The organism is Flavobacterium pectinovorum, assembly GCF_006438875.1.
Lineage (GTDB): Bacteria > Bacteroidota > Bacteroidia > Flavobacteriales > Flavobacteriaceae > Flavobacterium > Flavobacterium pectinovorum_A.
Genome location: NZ_RCZH01000009.1, coordinates 1 through 18,003 on the forward strand (window position 1 = coordinate 1; position 18,003 = coordinate 18,003).

13 protein-coding genes and 1 pseudogene are annotated in these 18,003 nt (G+C 33.5%); 11 read left to right on the top strand and 3 right to left on the bottom strand.

The features are described from left to right. Window positions 1-280, top strand: a pseudogene (locus tag EAH81_RS14345) (IS982 family transposase); the annotation flags it as partial. Between the two features lie 103 nt (window positions 281-383). Further along, window positions 384-1,526 (top strand): cystathionine gamma-synthase, encoded by a 1,143-nt coding sequence (locus tag EAH81_RS14350; protein WP_140508240.1) that lies wholly within the window; start codon window positions 384-386, stop codon window positions 1,524-1,526. 83 nt (window positions 1,527-1,609) lie between these two features. Here EAH81_RS14350 and EAH81_RS14355 read toward each other — a convergent pair whose 3' ends face one another. Then, window positions 1,610-2,401, bottom strand: a complete 792-nt coding sequence (locus EAH81_RS14355) for a THC0290_0291 family protein (protein WP_140508242.1) — start codon at window positions 2,399-2,401, stop codon at window positions 1,610-1,612. Between the two features lie 302 nt (window positions 2,402-2,703). Between EAH81_RS14355 and gdhA the strand changes: the two genes are divergently transcribed. The 7 genes from gdhA (at window position 2,704) to EAH81_RS14390 (ending at window position 15,485) form a co-directional block, all read left to right on the top strand. Next, window positions 2,704-4,047 carry an NADP-specific glutamate dehydrogenase gene (gene gdhA, locus EAH81_RS14360; RefSeq protein ID WP_140508244.1) on the top strand — a complete coding sequence of 448 codons (1,344 nt, stop codon included), beginning with the start codon at window positions 2,704-2,706 and terminating at the stop codon, window positions 4,045-4,047. A gap of 337 nt (window positions 4,048-4,384) precedes the next feature. Then, window positions 4,385-6,667, top strand: a complete 2,283-nt coding sequence (locus tag EAH81_RS14365; protein ID WP_140508246.1) for a T9SS type A sorting domain-containing protein — start codon at window positions 4,385-4,387, stop codon at window positions 6,665-6,667. 109 nt (window positions 6,668-6,776) lie between these two features. Continuing rightward, window positions 6,777-7,490, top strand: coding sequence for a DNA repair protein RecO (gene recO / locus EAH81_RS14370; protein WP_140508248.1), 714 nt, complete (start codon window positions 6,777-6,779; stop codon window positions 7,488-7,490). 129 nt (window positions 7,491-7,619) lie between these two features. Then, window positions 7,620-9,512 (top strand): PQQ-binding-like beta-propeller repeat protein, encoded by a 1,893-nt coding sequence (locus EAH81_RS14375; RefSeq protein WP_140508250.1) that lies wholly within the window; start codon window positions 7,620-7,622, stop codon window positions 9,510-9,512. A 57-nt stretch (window positions 9,513-9,569) separates the two neighbouring features. Next, complete coding sequence (locus tag EAH81_RS14380) at window positions 9,570-11,489, top strand: hypothetical protein (protein ID WP_140508252.1); 1,920 nt, start codon at window positions 9,570-9,572, stop codon at window positions 11,487-11,489. A gap of 203 nt (window positions 11,490-11,692) precedes the next feature. After that, entirely contained in the window at window positions 11,693-15,094 is a 3,402-nt protein-coding gene (gene ileS / locus EAH81_RS14385) for an isoleucine--tRNA ligase (protein ID WP_140508254.1), read from the top strand. 10 nt (window positions 15,095-15,104) lie between these two features. Further along, on the top strand, window positions 15,105-15,485 hold the full coding sequence (locus EAH81_RS14390) for a TraR/DksA family transcriptional regulator (RefSeq protein ID WP_007807070.1): 381 nt from the start codon (window positions 15,105-15,107) through the stop codon (window positions 15,483-15,485). A 247-nt stretch (window positions 15,486-15,732) separates the two neighbouring features. On the opposite strand, the gene EAH81_RS14395 is transcribed toward EAH81_RS14390, so the two are convergent. Both EAH81_RS14395 and EAH81_RS14400 read right to left on the bottom strand, forming a co-directional pair. Further along, window positions 15,733-16,113, bottom strand: a complete 381-nt coding sequence (locus EAH81_RS14395; protein WP_140508256.1) for a hypothetical protein — start codon at window positions 16,111-16,113, stop codon at window positions 15,733-15,735. 34 nt (window positions 16,114-16,147) lie between these two features. Then, window positions 16,148-16,504, bottom strand: coding sequence for a roadblock/LC7 domain-containing protein (locus tag EAH81_RS14400; protein WP_140508258.1), 357 nt, complete (start codon window positions 16,502-16,504; stop codon window positions 16,148-16,150). Window positions 16,505-16,683: 179 nt separating this feature from the next. Here EAH81_RS14400 and EAH81_RS14405 point away from each other — a divergent pair, with 179 nt between their 5' ends. Both EAH81_RS14405 and EAH81_RS14410 read left to right on the top strand, forming a co-directional pair. Continuing rightward, window positions 16,684-16,899: a hypothetical protein gene (locus EAH81_RS14405; protein ID WP_140508260.1), complete on the top strand. Its 216-nt coding sequence runs from the start codon at window positions 16,684-16,686 to the stop codon at window positions 16,897-16,899. 122 nt (window positions 16,900-17,021) lie between these two features. Further along, window positions 17,022-17,627 (top strand): lipoprotein signal peptidase, encoded by a 606-nt coding sequence (locus tag EAH81_RS14410; protein ID WP_140508262.1) that lies wholly within the window; start codon window positions 17,022-17,024, stop codon window positions 17,625-17,627. Window positions 17,628-18,003: the final 376 nt, after the last annotated feature.

An 18,003-nucleotide genomic window follows, 5' to 3' on the forward strand; every position in this document is an offset into this window, starting at 1 on the left:
GATTTATGGAGATAGTGCTTATACTGATTACGGTTTAGAAGATTTTGCCCTAATGAAAAAATGTGTTTTATTAAAAATTCAAAGAAAGTCAAATGCTAAACGAACAGATACAATAGAGCAAAAAAATGAAAAGTTAAAAATGAGAAAAAGAGTAGAAACAACAATAAGCGACATAAAAAAAATGTTTCCAAGAACTATACATGCAGTAACATTAGAAGGTTTTTTGATAAAACTGACATTGTTTGTATTTGGACTCCAGTTAAATAAAGCAATCAACTAGCAACTTGAATTAATTATATACAAAGGTAAGAAGTTGTGTCAGGATTAAAATAAATTAAACGGTAAATTTGTAGCACAATTAAGGATTTAAAATTTGTAACTATATGAAATTCAATACTAAAGTAATACATGGTGGTCAGCATCATGATCCAAGTACTGGTGCTGTTATGCCTCCGGTTTATCAAACTTCAACATTTATTCAAACCAGTCCGGGAAAACCTTTGGCAGATTATGAATATAGCAGAGCGTCGAATCCAACTCGTACAGCTTTAGAAAATGCTTTGGCAAGTATTGAAAATGGTACTCGCGGATTGGCATTTTCATCTGGTTTGGCAGCGACGGATTGTGTTTTGAGATCGTTTAAAGCCGGAGACGAAATCATTGCAATGGATGATTTATACGGAGGAACCTATAGAATGTTCTCCAGAATATATAAAGATTCAGGAATTAAATTTCATTTTGTTGATATGACGGATATCGAGAAATTGAAATCATTAATCAATGAAAATACAAAATTGGTTTGGGTAGAAACGCCTACAAATCCATTAATGAAATTGGCGGATATTCAGGAAGTGGCAAAAATTACTAAAGCCAATAATATTTTATTTGCTGTAGATAATACTTTTGCAACGCCATATTTGCAAAAACCGCTAGATTTAGGAGCGGATATCGTAATGCATTCTGCTACCAAATATCTTGGCGGGCATTCTGATGTTATTGCGGGAGCTTTGATTGTAAAAGATGAGGCTTTAGGAGAACAATTGCATTTTCAGCAATTTGCAACTGGAGCAACACTTGGACCAATGGATAGTTTCCTGGTTTTAAGAGGAATCAAAACGCTTTCGTTAAGAGTACAAAGACATTGTGAAAACGGAGAAAAAGTGGTCGAATATTTAAGCAATCACCCAAAAATCAATACAGTTTATTATCCGGGTTTAAAAAGCCATCCGTTTCATGAAATTGCTAAAAAGCAAATGAAAGCTTTTGGCGGAATGGTTTCGTTTACTTTTAAATCAGGAAAGAAAGAAGATTCGATTGCCTTTTTAGAGAAACTAAAAGTTTTTACTTTGGCAGAATCTCTTGGAGGAGTTGAGTCATTGGCAAATCATCCTGCTTTAATGACACATGCTTCTATTCCGGCTGATAAAAGGGCAGAAGTTGGTATTACTGACGATTTAGTTCGATTGAGTGTTGGTATTGAAGATGCCGAAGATTTAATCGCTGACTTAGAGCAAGCTTTGGCATAAAAAAATAAATTCCAAGATAAAAAAAATCCCAAATTCCAAAATTATTAAGATTGGAATTTGGGATTTTTATATTTTAAGATTCTTTAAAATTCTAAGTAGTAAATGTATCCTACGTTGAACCAAATTTGTGAATCGTTTGATTTGTTTTCTTTATAAAGATCTTTATTTGGATTTAAACCATCAACCCAATCAGAGCTAAATCCCTGATAACGGGCTTCGAACATCAAATCGCTCATTTCGGTTAGTTTGTAATGAACTCCAACACCTGCAGTTATGGATAGTACTACACCGGTTTCAGTAGAAAATCCATGTGCACGACCGTCAGACGGGGTTAGGTATTTTCCCGGAGTAATATCTAAATCTCCTAACAGACCTAAAGTCGAACCTGTTTGCGTAGAATAATAACTGGCAAGGAAACCTAAACTTACATACGGACTAAAACTACCAACAGTATTTTCATAATCATGAATTTTGATTGGTGAGAATTCCATTTGTGCTCCAAGGTTCAAAACGGTGCTTTTACCGTCCATACCTTTAAGGAATTTAACAGCTGGAGTTACGGGAGTTTTATCTACCCATTTTCCAAAATGTTTAAAATTAGTTTGGTTGAAGGATAATTCAGAGCGAACTTTAAAATGTTCTGTAAAAAAATGTTCTCTATTATTATTGGCAGAAAAATTTATGAAGTGGACAATTCCAATACCAAATCCGGTATTTCCAACATTTGTATCAAAGTTATTTCTTTGACCATAATCAGATTGAAAAACTACAGGACCGAAAACAATTCCTACTTCTTGAGCTATATTGGACTGGGCAGTCGCAATTGTGGAGATGCCAAAGATGGCAAATAATGTGATAATTACTGGTTTGAGCATAGTTTTGGGGCTTTCTAATCAGGGCAAATATATAAAAAACATGTACGATTCAAAACAATAAATTTGGCTATTAGAAAATAAGTAATAAAATACTTAATTTACTAACTTTAACTATGTTAAATTGATGTAAACTTAAAAGTGTAAATGTTATTTCAATCATTGTTTGAAAAATAAACAAATCGACTGCCCGGATGCAAAAAAATAACAATTTACTGTATCTTTGTGTGTTATTACGAAAACGTTTTCTCTAAACATTTTCGGAATGCATAATTGAGCAAAAAAATAAAATAATTTATTTCAAAATGGAACAAAAAATAAATGAGTTTATGGCTCTTGTAGAGTCAAAGAATCCAAACGAGCCTGAGTTTCTTCAAGCCGTAAGAGAGTTTGCAGAAACGGTAATTCCATTTATTGCAGAAAGAAAAAAATACGACGGTAAAAATTTACTTCTTAGAATTGCTGAACCGGAACGTTCTATAATTTTCAGAGTTCCATGGGTGGACGACAAAGGAGAAATAATTGTAAACAGAGGTTTTAGAATTCAGATGAATTCTGCAATTGGGCCGTACAAAGGTGGAATTAGGTTTCATCATTCTGTAAATTTATCAGTTTTAAAATTTTTAGCTTTCGAACAGGTTTTTAAGAATAGTCTTACTACACTTCCAATGGGTGGTGGAAAAGGAGGTTCAGATTTTGATCCGGAAGGAAAATCTGATGGAGAAATAATGCGTTTTTGTCAATCATTTATGACAGAGTTATGTCGTCATATTGGTCCTGACTTAGATGTTCCTGCAGGAGATATTGGTGTTGGTGCCAGAGAGATCGGATATTTATTTGGTCAATATAAAAGAATCAGAAACGAATTTACAGGAGTTTTAACCGGTAAAGGACTTGCTTACGGAGGATCATTAATACGTCCTGAGGCTACAGGATATGGAGTTGTTTATTTTACAGATCAAATGTTGCGTACTATCGGACATGAAATTAAAGGTAAAAGAGTAGCAATTTCAGGTTTCGGAAATGTGGCTTGGGGTGTTGCTTTAAAAATAAATGAACTTGGAGGAAAAGTAGTTACGATTTCTGGTCCTGATGGTTATATTCTTGATGAAGAAGGTATCTCTGGAGAGAAAATCGAACATATGGTAGAAATGAGAGCAACTGGTGATAACAGAGCCGAAGTTTATACGCATAAATATCCAAATGCTATTTTCCATAAAGGTAAAAGCCCATGGGAAGTAAAAGTTGATATTGCGATTCCATGTGCAACTCAAAATGAGTTAACAGGTGATGATGCCAAAAAACTTATTGATAATGGTGTTTTATGTGTGACCGAAGCTGCAAATATGCCATCTACTCTTGATGCCATCAAATTATTCCTGGATAATAAAGTATTATTTGCTCCAGGAAAAGCTGCAAATGCCGGAGGAGTTGCTGCATCTGGATTAGAAATGACACAAAACTCAATTCGTCTAAACTGGACAAGTGAAGAAGTTGATTTAAGATTAAAAGATATCATGGTTGGAATTCACAACCAATGTAAAAAATATGGTTCTGGAGAAGATGGTTATGTAAACTACGTAAAAGGAGCTAACATTGCCGGATTTGTTAAAGTTGCCGATGCTATGCTTGCACAAGGTGTAGTATAAAAATAAATTAAAATTTAAGAAGCCTTCATCAATCGTAAAAGTGAGATGAAGGCTTTTTTGTTTTTTGCCACGAATTTACGAATTATTCTTCCTTAAAGGGGAATAAAAATATTCGTGAATTGCTTCGCCTATTCGCTATCGCTTGGGTCGTGAATATCTACATAGAAAGGAATTGATTTTTGTTTTAAGTAAATCGTTTATATTAGAATTTTATCCATATTTAAAGCTTAATTTTTCTTAATCTCTTAATGGTTCAAAAAAAGAACTTTATTTAAAGTAGAACAAAAATCAAATACTTTCGTTTGTAGTATATTTGTCTATCTGAATACGCTAAATAATGAAGAGAAGTTTTCTGTATATTTTATTTTTATTGTTGTTTCAATTTAATTTCGCTCAAAGTAAATTGTCCTGGCAAGGCTATTTTTCGTATAATGAAATAAAAGATATTTCAGAATCTTCGACAACCGTTTTTGCTGCTTCAGAAAATGCTTTGTTCTCTAAAAATTCCGCAACAAATTTGGTTAAAACAACCACTACGGTTGACGGACTTTCCGGTCAGACTATTTCGGCGGTTTATTATAGTGAAACATTCAAGAAAACGATTGTTGGTTACGAAAACGGTTTGATGATTGTAATCAACGAAACCGACGGAAGCATGTTGAAAGTCGTTGATATCATCAATAAACAATTATCGCCAAGCATTAAGAAAATCAATCATTTTATGGAACATAATGGTTTGCTTTATGTTTCTTGTGATTTCGGAATAGTACAATTCAATTTGACGACTTTGCAATTTGGAGATACTTATTTTATTGGTGACAATGGCGCAGAAATTAGCGTAAAACAAACTACTTTTTTTAATGGATTCATTTATGCAGCCACTTCAAACGGAATCAAAAAAGCAGACAGCACAAATCCAAATTTAGTCGATTATCAACAATGGCTTCTTGTAAACTCCGGCGATTGGTCAAGTGTTGAGGCTTTAGATACAGAACTTATTGCGATAAATTCAGCGGGATATATTCATAGGTTTAACTCCAATACATTTGTTGGTTTTTTTCAGCTTCCGCAACCGTCTACAGATATGAGGGCGAGAAATCACAATTTATTTATTACAATACCAAATTCGGTTTTCGTCTATAATAATCAAATGGTTTTGAATCGGCAGATTACAAATGCACAGGTTTTGGATAATACTTTGAATTTTACCTGTTCTACTGCTGTTGGTGATATGATTTTCATCGGAACAAAAGAAAAAGGATTATTCACTTCTACGCTTGCAGGAGCTTCAGTTTTTCAAGAAATTACACCTACAGGACCAGCCCGAAATAATATTTTTTCCTTAGACGTTTCTCCAAATGCGTTGTGGACGGTTTATGGCGATTATAACACTTCTTATGATCCTTATCCTTTAGATACTTATGGTATTAGCAGATACAATACTTCGGGTTGGCTGAATATTCCTTATTCAGAAGTTTATGATGCAAAATCGATAACGCGTATTCTTATTAATCCTAAAAATGAAAGCCAGGTTTATGCGAGTTCTTTCTTTTCAGGTCTGGTAAAGATAGAAGATGACGTGCCTAATTTTTTGTATAATGAAAAAAACAGCGGTCTGGAAAGTATTACATATGCCGGACCAGATTATATAGATGTCAGGATTAATGGAAATGCTTTTGATAAATCCGGAAATCTGTGGGTAACCAATAGCCGAATTAATAACGGTTTAAAGGTTTTGAAAACCAATGGACAATGGCAAAGTTATGCTACAAGTACAATTTTGGCTAAAGCCGAAGACGTCAGTTACTCAAATATTGCTATTGATAAAAATGGCACAAAATGGATTTCTACTAATAGAGATGGTGTGATTGCTTTTAATGAAAGTACAAACACGTTCAAAAAAATTACAATGGGTGCTGATTCCGGAAACTTGCCGGCAACAGATGTTAGATCTGTGGCAGTTGATACTAAAAATCAGCTTTGGATAGGAACTATAAAAGGTTTGAGAGTTTTGTCGAATGTTGGCAGTTTTCAAACGGAAGGTCAATTAAAAGCAAACCCAATTATTATAATGGAAGATAATCTGGCTCAGGAATTATTATACGAGCAGTTTATTACTTCGATTGTGGTAGATGGATCTAATAATAAATGGATCGGCACTAGTGATTCCGGAGTATTTATGGTGTCGCCAAACGGGCAGGAAACAAAATATCATTTTACTATAAATAATTCTCCTTTACCCAGTAATTCTATAAATGATATTAAAATTAATAGTGTAACCGGGGAGGTTTTTATTGCAACAAACAAAGGAATGATTGCTTTTAAAGGAATCGCAACGCAGGCAAATGAAGATTTGAACAATGTATATATTTATCCAAATCCTGTTCGTCCAACCTATTCAGGAACTGTAAAAGTAGCCGGATTAATTGATAAAGCCAATGTCAAAATTACAGACATTGAAGGTAATTTGGTTTATGAAACCACTTCAACCGGTGGAACTATAGAATGGGATACAACTGCTTTTGGAAGATATAAAGTAGCTTCAGGAGTTTATATGGTTTTTATTTCTGCTCAGGACGGAAGTGAAACTAAGGTTAAAAAAGTCATGATAATTCGTTAGTTTTTCAGTCTCGGTCGCAGTTTTCAGTTTCAAAAAATTAATAATTGGCAATCAGGTTTTAGTTCTTCAAAAAATCTAAAATCTAAAATCTAAAATCTAAAATCTAAAATTGTTAGTCAAAACCAAAGCAATAGTAATTTCGACATTAAAATTTCAGGAGAAAAGTTTGATTGTAAAATGTTTCACACTTTCAAACGGACTGAAATCTTATTTTGTGCGTGACGCTTTTTCGAGTCGGAAGGCAAGTCAGAAAATTGCTTATTTCCAGCCTTTGTCTATTCTTGAAATTGAAGCGGTTCATAAAAATAAAGGCACTTTAGAAAACTTCAAAGAAATTAAAACCGCAGTTCCTTTTCAAAGTATTCATACCGATCTGGTCAAAAGTACGATGGTAATGTTTCTGTCCGAAATGTTGCATTACTCCATTCAGGAAGAAGAAAAAAACGAATCCCTTTTTGTGTTTCTTGAAACGGCTTTAACCTGGCTTGATCATCATGACGAAATTTCTAACTTTCATATAATACTGCTTTTAGAAGCTACCAAGTACTTAGGTTTTTATCCTGATACTTCAGAAATTGATTTGCGTTATTTTGAAATGATTGAAGGCATCTTTACGCCTTTTCATGGATTAAGTGCACTTACGGAGCACGAAACAAACGTGTTTAAAAAACTAATTGATTTGAAGTTTGATAACGATCAAAAAGTTTTCAATGTAGTCGAAAGACAGCTTTTATTGAAGATTCTAATCGATTATTACAGTTTTCATTTAGATGGTTTTAAAAGGCCAAAATCTTTAGAAGTTTTGAAAGAAATATTTTCTTAAAACCGATTCCTATTTTTATATATTTGTGCGCTGAATTTTTATTAAATGTTAATTTTTTTCTCATTTAATAAGTTAATTCAATAATCAAACCACATCCAAAAATATTAATTTTTTAAGAAAAAGACTACTATGAAAAAAATTACATTCTCGATTTTTTTGCTTTTATTAGTTTGCGTTTCAGCATTTTCCCAAAGGAAATATGACGAAATCGTAAACACAGACAGTGCTGTACAGGATTTGGTACAGAACGGAATTACAGGAATTGTTGTTTTTAAAGAAGGATCAACTATAAAAGGTTTGGATCCTGAAACTAAAAAAGTGGTTTGGACTTTGACTAAAGAGGATTTTGGAGGTAAATCAGCAGTAGATATCATAGCTGATACAGATCTTACAAAACTTTTTGCGGATAAAAGTTCTTTAACAAACGTTGCCGGAAGTCCTTATGTTGAAGCTTACATCAATAGTAAGTACATGATCATTAATACTGATACTGGTAAAGTAGTTTACAATTCATCAAAAGAATCTTTTTGGGTAACACAATCAGATTTTATTCCGGAGACAAATGAGTATTTGCTTACTTTGAAAAAAGATGGCGACATGGCAATTGCATTGTTGGACATGACGACTGGCGAATTAAAATGGAATACTACTGTAGACAAAGCAAAGTCATTATTTAGCTTCTCTTTCAAAGAGTCAGTAAATACAAATATTGCTACAGTTCACGGATCAGTAATTTACTATTTACTATACGGAAAATTATATTCTTTTGACAGAGCAACAGGAAAGTTAAACTGGAAAGGTGAAGAAGATTATTCAAAATTCTATTTAACTCAAAACGATAAAAATATTGTTGTAGTAAATAATACAGGAACTTTTTCGAATAAACAATATTTGAATGTTTTGAATACAGAAACAGGAAAAAGTATCTGGAAAGAATCTATCAAAACAAAAAGAGTTGTTTATCTGGAAGATTGGGGAACAAAAATATTGGTAGCTCATTTTAGTGGATTTAACTTTTTTGACTTAAAAACAGGAGAAAAAATCTGGAAAAAAGATGCTCGTGGAGACGGATTGAAAAGAGTAATTCCTATCGATCAGGATTTCTTATATGTTGCTGAAAACGAAATGATGTTGATCAACAAAGACGGAGAAAAACTTTGGAAAAAATTCATCGAAATTTCTGACGATAAAGAAGATCCAATTTACTACTTAGGAAAAGTGGGTGAAAAAGTAATGTATCTTACAGGAACTTACGGAAACATGGTAGATTATAAAACAGGAGTTAAACTTTGGAAGCGTAATATTCAATTTGACAAAGATCGTCCGGTTTTGCCTACCTATGACGAAGCTACAAATTCTTATTTAGTATATAATGACGAGAAATTATACAAATTTGATCCAAGCATCAGCGACAAACCAGAGCCATTTGCTAAAGTAAACATCAAAAAAGAAAAAGAATTAAACAGTATCGAATTATTCCCTTGGGGAGTTGTGCTTTCTGGACCACTTGAAGTAATGGGTGTCAATATGGATGGTACAATTAAATATCACCTTACATATTCACAACCGGGAGAAGGAACAAGACGTCTTCTTAAAAGTGCTGCCATTGTTGGAAGTATTGGTTTAGGAGTTGGAGCAGGTGTAAGTGAATTTAAAGGTTCTGAGGTGACAATGACATACCGCGACTCTAGCGGAAATATGAGAACTACTGTTTTAGTGCCAGAAGATAAGAAGAATATGGATCAGGCAAAAAATTATGCAGCAGGAGCGGCGGCTATGGGTATTGTAGCGGCTAAATTTAATTCTCGTTTTAATGCAATGAAACAAAACAGAGATTACTCTTATATTTTTGCAAAAGCAGAAACAGGAGAAAAAATTCTTGTAAAAGTGAGTAAAGTAGACGGTGTTGAGGTTGATAAAATTATTTTTACAAACAACAAACCGGTTTACGAAATAGATCCTGCGACACAAAACATTTTTTATGTTTCGGATAAATCTATTCAGATTTTTAATAAAAAATAAGAAAAATAAAAACCAAAAGCCATCAGCATTTATTTTCTGATGGCTTTTTTTTTGCCTATGAAAAAAATAGTACTCTTAGTGGCTTTGCTTGTAATTGGATCAATTCAGGCACAAGAAAAAATAAGCTCCAAAACAAAGAAATTTAAAATTCCGGTAATTAGATATCCTGAATTTCCAGCTCTTGATAATGTATTGACGCAAACTGCTTTTTATCAAATGGATAAATCGCTGCAAGAAGAAGAAGCTAATTTAAAGAAGGATTTTTTTAATATTGACGGATTTATAAAAGATCCGGTAAACGGAAAGCTTAAGCTTTACTTGACCTTTGCGATGCCCAGATATACAGACACTCAAATAGATAGTGTGTATGATAAGGAAAAAAATCGCTGGACTTATAATGCACATTCTAACTATATAAATAATGTAAAACTGGATGTTAAATATGGTGATAAAATTATACTGACCAGAGATTTTGGAGGTTCAGATTCCTATTCAGTAAGTGTGGGAAATAGTATGGGCGCTTTGAAAATTGCAGCCTCAGAACAGGACAAAAAAGTAAAGACGGCAGTTAAGAACTCGGATTACAGTGATGTGGGACTTGGATTTGATAATGTTGTTTACAAAGCGGCAATAAGGATACAGGATTTTTTAAATTATAAATTTGGATATACAAGAGATATAGTAAAGGAAAAATTTGAGTTTGTAACTTCAAAAGGACATTCGGAATACAAACAAATGCTTGCTTTTGAAACAGAAATTACAGCTCAGATGGAGAAAGTAACTCTTGAGAAAGGTCTGGACGAGAAATTGCTGACACCGCATTTGCAATATTTGGAAAGTTTGTTGGTTAAATATCCGCTTTCTCCGGCAAATGAAGATATTCGTTTTATAGTCACTAACAATCTAGCTGAAACTTATTTCTTACTTGAAAATAAAGAAAAAGCTTTGCAGTATGCCAATTTATTGATTGAAAATGATAAGCAAGATTCAAGAGGATCTACAATTATCGAAAGAGTTAACAGAGGCTATTTTGCAGATAAAAAAATAAGAAGTCATACACCTCGTTTTGCAGAACTTAAAAAATTAGGTTTAAAAATTGCCGAAGAAAAAGAAGAATTACGATTAGCGTTTTTTGAAAAAATCGATCGTCAGGAAGCAGATTGGAATGTTGAGAAAGAAAATAGAGCTGCAGCTTTAGAAAAAAGTAAAATTCATCGTGAAAACATGCTGGATTCTATCGCATATCAGTCTAATCCCGATTTATTAGCAAAAATCATTGCTAATTTTGGCGGAAGTGATGTCCTGAAAAAAATCGAGAAAACGCATTTGTTGTCTAAGTTAACTTTAGAAGAAAGTAAGATACCTCAAACAGAAGAAAGATGGGCGACGACGACTAACTATCTTCTAAAAAAGAAAATGCCCGAAACGTATTATGAAATCGTAAATGGGCCGGAAGCATGGAGTCACAGCGATCGCGAAAGTGCAGTAGAGGCAAAATGGGCAAAATTACCGGTGTATACGTATAGCAATCTTTCGGCAAACTTAGATCCGGTGAATTTTTTGACTGCTTTTAGACTTGATTTATGGAATAAACTGGAACTTTTGCAAGACGAAATGGTGGACGGAAAATTATGCTATCACTTGAATTATTTCGAAAAAACTTTAAATTCAAGTAATAGAACAATTCCTAAAACAGATTATCATCTTTTTGTAGACAAAGAAAATTTTTCGATTGTAGCGACAGAAAGAACAGAATTTGATGATGGAAATAAAAGTTTTTTTGAGAGAAAGCTTTTCAAAGATTATCGTCCGGTAGCGGCTTTAAATTCAGGAAAGATTCCGCATAAAATTGATTATGAAATTGAAGATTTTTATGGAGATACTTCCTATCAGGAAAGCCGTGAAAAAGTTGAGGTAAATGCTGTTTTTGGAAATAGAATTTTCATGAAAGAAGTTTATTTCGGAAGTTTTAAATAGTCTTTTACATTTTAAAAAAAGAATAATAAGAATTGATTGGTTTTTGGATTATTAACTCAAAATTTTGAGATTAGTACCGGAAACTAATCAATTCTTTTGTTTTTGTATCTATTATCTCAACAAAAGTTTGTGAAATTTCAAGAAATTGATGGTCAATAATCCAAAATTCCTTACTTTCGCACCTCGATTAAGAAAAGGATAAAATGAGCACAAAATTTACTGAATACAAAGGACTTGACTTACCAACAGTAGCGTCAGAAGTACTTGATTTTTGGAAGGAAGAAAATATATTTGAAAAGAGTGTAACAACTCGCGAAGGAGCAGAGCCTTTCGTGTTTTTTGAAGGTCCGCCTTCAGCAAATGGTTTACCGGGAATTCACCACGTGATGGCACGTGCGATTAAAGATATTTTTTGCAGATATAAAACTCAAAAAGGTTTTCAGGTAAAAAGAAAAGCCGGCTGGGATACGCACGGATTGCCTGTAGAATTAGGTACCGAAAAAGAACTTGGAATTACAAAAGAAGATATTGGTAAAACAATTTCTATCGAAGAATATAACGAAGCGTGTAAAAAAACCGTAATGCGTTATACCGACGTATGGAATGATTTGACCGAAAAAATGGGATATTGGGTAGATATGGAAGATCCATATGTAACTTATAAACCAAAATACATGGAATCTGTTTGGTGGCTTTTGAAACAAATCTATGATAAAGGTTTGTTGTACAAAGGATACACGATTCAGCCATATTCTCCTAAAGCAGGAACAGGATTGTCTTCTCACGAAGTAAATCAGCCTGGAGCATATCGTGATGTTACAGATACTACGATTGTAGCACAATTCAAAACTTTACCGGAAACTTTACCAAGCTTTTTACAAGGATTTGGAGATATTCATATTTTGGCTTGGACGACAACTCCCTGGACATTGCCGTCGAATACCGCTTTGACAGTTGGGCCTAGAATCGATTACGTTTTAGTAAAAACATTTAATCAATATACTTTTGAACCAATCAATGTTGTTTTAGCTAAAAATTTAGTTGGAAAACAATTTGGAAAAGGATTTTTCGCAAGCGAAGATGATGCTGACTTTATTAATGTAAAAGAAGGGGATAAAAAACTTCCGTATAAAATCTTAGCAGAAGCTAAAGGAGCTGATTTAGTAGAAATTCGTTACGAGCAATTATTACCATACGTATTACCTTATCAAAATGCAGAAAATGCATTTAGAGTAATTGCCGGAGATTTCGTTACTACAGAAGACGGAACAGGAGTTGTACATACCGCTCCAACTTTTGGTGCAGATGATGCTAAAGTTGCAAAAGAAGCTAAGCCGGAAGTGCCGCCAATGTTGGTTTTGGACGAAACTGGAACACCAGTTCCTTTGGTAGATTTACAAGGAAGATTCACTTCGCATTTAGGAGATCTTGCCGGTAAATATGTAAAAAACGAATATTATGATGCAGGTCAGGCGCCAGAGCGTTCTGTAGATGTTGAAATTGCTATTCGATTAAAAGAAGAAAATAAAGCCTTTAAGGTTGAAAAATACGTACATAGTTATCCACACAGTTGGAGGACAGATGAGCCGTTATTATATTATCCACTAGACTCTTGGTTCATAAAAGTAACCGATGTAAAAGATAGAATGTTCGATCTGAACGAAACTATCAATTGGAAGCCTAAGTCTACTGGTGAAGGACGTTTTGGAAATTGGTTGAAAAATGCCAACGACTGGAACTTATCTCGTTCTAGATATTGGGGTATTCCGTTGCCAATTTGGAGAACAGAAGACAAAAAAGAAGAAGTTCTTATTGGTTCTGTTGAAGAATTGTACAATGCGATCGAAAAATCTATCGAAGCTGGTTTTCAAAAAGAAAATCCGTTTAAAGGTTTTGAGATCGGAAATATGTCTGAATCTAATTATGATTTAATCGATTTACACAAAAATGTAGTCGATCAAATAACTTTAGTTTCGGCTTCAGGCCAACCAATGAAACGCGAAAGTGATCTAATTGATGTTTGGTTTGATTCAGGAGCAATGCCGTACGCCCAATGGCATTATCCTTTTGAGAATAAAGATAAAATTGACGAGAATAAAGATTTTCCTGCGAATTTCATTGCAGAAGGTGTTGATCAGACTCGTGGATGGTTTTATACGTTACACGCAATCGGAACTTTGGTTTTTGATAAAGTAGCTTATAAAAATGTAGTTTCGAATGGTTTAGTTTTGGATAAAGACGGAATAAAAATGTCTAAGAGCAAAGGGAACACTATTGATCCTTTTAAAACTATTGCCGAATATGGTCCTGATGCCACACGTTGGTATATGATCATGAATGCAAATCCTTGGGACAACTTAAAATTTGATCTTGAAGGAATTGCTGAGGTTCGCCGTAAATTCTTCGGAACATTATACAACACCTATTCCTTCTTTTCGTTATATGCCAATATCGATGGATTTAAATACGCTGAAGCGGAAATTCCGTTAAACGAAAGACCGGAAATCGATCAATGGATTATTTCTGAATTGCATACATTAATAAAATTTGTTGATGAATGTTATGAAGATTATGAGCCTACAAGAGCAGCAAGGGCTATTTCTGACTTCGTTCAGGAAAACTTGAGCAACTGGTACGTTCGTTTATGCCGTCGTCGTTTCTGGAAAGGAGAATATGCTCATGATAAAATTGCAGCTTACCAAACGCTTTATACTTGTCTGTTAACGATCAGTAAATTAAGCGCTCCGATCGCTCCTTTTTTCATGGATAAATTATACCGAGATTTAACAAGTTCAACACAAACCGAGCAATATGCCAGTGTTCACTTGGCTGAGTTTCCAAAATTTGTCGAAAACTTTGTTAATAAAACGTTAGAAAGCAAAATGCAGAAAGCGCAAACCATCTCGTCTTTGGTTTTATCGCTTCGTAAAAAGGAAATGATTAAAGTACGTCAACCCTTGCAAAAGGTAATGATTCCGGTACTTGACGATAATCAGAGAGCTGAAATTGAAGCTATTTCTGAGCTTGTAAAAGCAGAGGTAAACGTTAAGGAAATCATACTTTTGGATGATGATTCAGGTATTTTGGTGAAACAAATTAAGCCTAATTTCAAGGCTTTAGGACCCCGTTTTGGGAAAGATATGGGTCTGATTTCCAAAGAAATACAATCTTTTTCGGCAGATCAGATTAGTCAATTAGACAAGCAAGGGACGTTAGATGTTGTTATTGCTGGAAATAATGTAACTTTATCACTAGAAGATGTCGAAATAACATCTCAGGATATTGAAGGTTGGTTGGTTGCAAATTCAAACGGAATTACAGTTGCGCTTGATATTACAATCTCTGAAGAATTGAAAAACGAAGGTATCGCGAGAGAATTAGTAAACAGGATTCAAAATATCCGTAAAGATTCTGGATTTGAAGTTACTGATAAGATTAAAATTCAAATAAAGAGAAGCGGTATCTTAGAAGAAGCAATTCTGAAAAATGAAGACTATATTAAGTCTGAGACATTAACAGAAGATTTGGTTTTTGTGGACGCCTTAGAAAACGGCACAGAAATTGAGTTTGATGATATTAAAACATTGATATTAATTTCAAAATAATATAAATACCATGATAGATGAAATTACAAGATACTCTGATGCTGACTTAGCAGAGTTTAAAGAAATAATTCAAAACAAAATACAAAAAGCACAAGCCGATCTGGATTTGATAAAAAGTGCTTACATGAACGATTTGAATAACGGAACAGATGATACTTCTCCAACTTTTAAAGCATTTGAAGAAGGAAGCGAAACAATGTCTAAAGAAGCAAACTCACAGTTGGCAATTAGACAGGAGAAGTTTATACGCGATCTAAAAAACGCCCTATTCCGTGTTGAAAACAAAACGTATGGTATTTGCAAAGTAACAGGTAAATTAATCGGTAAAGAAAGGCTTAAAATCGTTCCTCATGCTACCATGAGTATCGAAGCTAAAAACTTGCAACGATAATCTACTTTTAGATACAAATAAGCGCTCCTTTTAGGGGCGTTTTTTTTTGTTTAATGTTTGGCAAAGCTGTTTAAAGACTGGTGTTTTTTATTTTGAGAGAAATTATTTATAATTATTCAAAATAAGCCAAAATAAAGGTGTTGTTATTTKTAAGAATAATAAAAAAGGAAGAAGATTGAGATGGGAAAGATATATTTTAACTAGAACTGCTCATCTTATGAGCAGTTCTAGTTAATAAAAATAAAGATTAAGCTAAGTTTTTTTCTAATTCTAATTTGTGTTTTCTTAAAATAGCTCTAGTCATTCCTAAGTTAGCCTTAGTAGAATCTGCTGCAAGATAAATCATGAACTTTTTGTTTGGGGAAATGTCAATAATGTGAATTTGATTAGAAAGTGTAATCAAAATATCTTCAATTTCCTGATTTAAATTTAAGGCTTTTACAGCGCTTAATTTTGCTTTTACAACTTCCAGGTTGTAAGCTGCTGCAAGTTCAGGGTCAAAGCCTGGATCTACTGTTAAGTTTCCAAAGCTCAATCCTGATTCAATTTCGGTTACAGCTACTGCTATAAAACCATTTACGTTGGTTTTCATTTCATTTAAAAACACGTTTAAGAAGTCGTTACTCATAATTTAGTGGGTTTGTTGGGTTAATAGATTTATGTTATTTTAATAGGGAATTCTTACTTAACTCAGTAGCTACTTCATCCGTTGATCGCATTAACAGACCAAGATTGCTTCCGTCTTTAGAAAAAGCAATTATAAAATTTGTACCGCTTATTTTGTTTCCGATCACAACGCCTTCGGAGGTTTTTAAGAAGAGTTGTTTTAATGCGCCTTTATCTAAATCGATTAAAAATTTTTCGCTCATAGATAAAATTGCCGCGCTCATTGCTGCAATACTGTCTCCGTAATCCAGGTGAAGAGAAGTGATTAGTTTTCCTTTTCCATTTAGAATTAATGCAGCGCTGGATTTTGTGTTAACTAAAAAAGCGTTTAAGGTGGTAGTGATTTCATTCATATTTTGTAGGAGTTGGGAGAGTTATTAAAAATAATTCATTGTCGTATCTTATGAGTGATAAATATAGCTTTTTTAGATAAACAAGTGTTAATTTTTATTAACAAATTTAAATTAATTTATGTATTATTGTAATACCAAAACATTACTGATTTTATTATTTACTATAAACAACTTGTACTATGGCTAAAGTTTTGAAATTTAAAGAAGTTAACTCTGATGTTGAGCATAGAATGAAAGAATTTGAAAAGATACGTATCAAGTTCAAAGCGGATGTGAAAAAGGCTGAAGCTAAAAAACCAACTGACGGAAAAGAAGGTAAAGGATTGCTTAAATCTATATCAGATTTTTTTACTGATAGTCCAAAAGCACCGGCGAAACCAGTTGTCAAAAAATAACTTACACATGAAATTTAATCTAAACTAAATGTGGTTTGATTTTATTACAAAAGAATTAACGCTCCATTAGGGGCGTTTTTTTTGATTAAATTGCTATTTTTGCCGCATCAAAAAATAATAAAATGACATTACGAAAAGCGTATTTCCTTATATTCTTAGTTTTAATTGTTGATCAGCTTTCTAAAATCTATGTAAAAACAAATTTTGTTTTAGGTGAAGAAGTAAAGGTGATGGGTGCTGAGTGGTTCAAAATTCATTTTATCGAAAATGAAGGAATGGCTTGGGGAACAAAAATTCCCGGAGAATATGGCAAATTGATTTTGACAGTTTTTAGAATTTTTGCCGTTTTCGGAATTGGGTATTGGTTAGCCGATGCAATAAAAAAACGTCATTCTACTTATTTGGTCGTAGCTATTGCATTAATCTTTGCGGGCGCGGCAGGAAATATTATCGATTCTGTGTTTTACGGAGTAATTTTCGATGACAGTACACACAACCTGGCAACTCTTTTTTCGCCAACTCCATACGGATCATGGTTTCATGGTTTGGTAGTAGATATGTTTTATTTCCCTATTTGGGAAGGAAATCTGCCAACTTGGTTACCAATATTTGGAGGTAAGCATTTTGCTTTTTTCAATGCAATTTTTAACGTAGCCGATATGGCGATTTCAACAGGAGTTGGGATCTTGCTGGTTTTCAATAAAAGAGCATTTCCAAAAACAACATAACTAGTTTTTAAAATTCCAATCTCGAAGCGCAATGTCATTAAGTTAAGCTTTTGAAAAATAAAATTATTGCAAATCAAATCCGTTTTTATCCGCGTTTTTACGAAGTAAATCTGTTATATCCGCGTCAAAATTAGACACTGATTTTACTGATTCGCTAAAGCGAAAACGCTGATAAAAACGGATTTTTCTAATTATTTTCTGGATTAAATTGTTAAGTGATTTTATAGATTTCCCCTTGACTTAATGAAATTGCCCGCAACGTCGGGATAAATTCCAAATTCCAATATCTGTAGCCAGGAAAGCTTCAAATATTGGAATTTGGAATTTTATATTATTGGGATTTACATTTAGGGCTTGCAGATATTGGAATTTGGAA

Bases quoted from the DNA above. Each gene is read 5' to 3' on its own strand.
- EAH81_RS14350 (WP_140508240.1), top strand. From the start codon at position 384: ATGAAATTCAATACTAAAGTAATACATGGTGGTCAGCATCATGATCCA.
- EAH81_RS14355 (WP_140508242.1), bottom strand. From the start codon at position 2,401: ATGCTCAAACCAGTAATTATCACATTATTTGCCATCTTTGGCATCTCC.
- gdhA (WP_140508244.1), top strand. From the start codon at position 2,704: ATGGAACAAAAAATAAATGAGTTTATGGCTCTTGTAGAGTCAAAGAAT.
- EAH81_RS14365 (WP_140508246.1), top strand. From the start codon at position 4,385: ATGAAGAGAAGTTTTCTGTATATTTTATTTTTATTGTTGTTTCAATTT.
- EAH81_RS14375 (WP_140508250.1), top strand. From the start codon at position 7,620: ATGAAAAAAATTACATTCTCGATTTTTTTGCTTTTATTAGTTTGCGTT.
- EAH81_RS14380 (WP_140508252.1), top strand. From the start codon at position 9,570: ATGAAAAAAATAGTACTCTTAGTGGCTTTGCTTGTAATTGGATCAATT.
- ileS (WP_140508254.1), top strand. From the start codon at position 11,693: ATGAGCACAAAATTTACTGAATACAAAGGACTTGACTTACCAACAGTA.
- EAH81_RS14390 (WP_007807070.1), top strand. From the start codon at position 15,105: ATGATAGATGAAATTACAAGATACTCTGATGCTGACTTAGCAGAGTTT.
- EAH81_RS14395 (WP_140508256.1), bottom strand. From the start codon at position 16,113: ATGAGTAACGACTTCTTAAACGTGTTTTTAAATGAAATGAAAACCAAC.
- EAH81_RS14400 (WP_140508258.1), bottom strand. From the start codon at position 16,504: ATGAATGAAATCACTACCACCTTAAACGCTTTTTTAGTTAACACAAAA.
- EAH81_RS14405 (WP_140508260.1), top strand. From the start codon at position 16,684: ATGGCTAAAGTTTTGAAATTTAAAGAAGTTAACTCTGATGTTGAGCAT.
- EAH81_RS14410 (WP_140508262.1), top strand. From the start codon at position 17,022: ATGACATTACGAAAAGCGTATTTCCTTATATTCTTAGTTTTAATTGTT.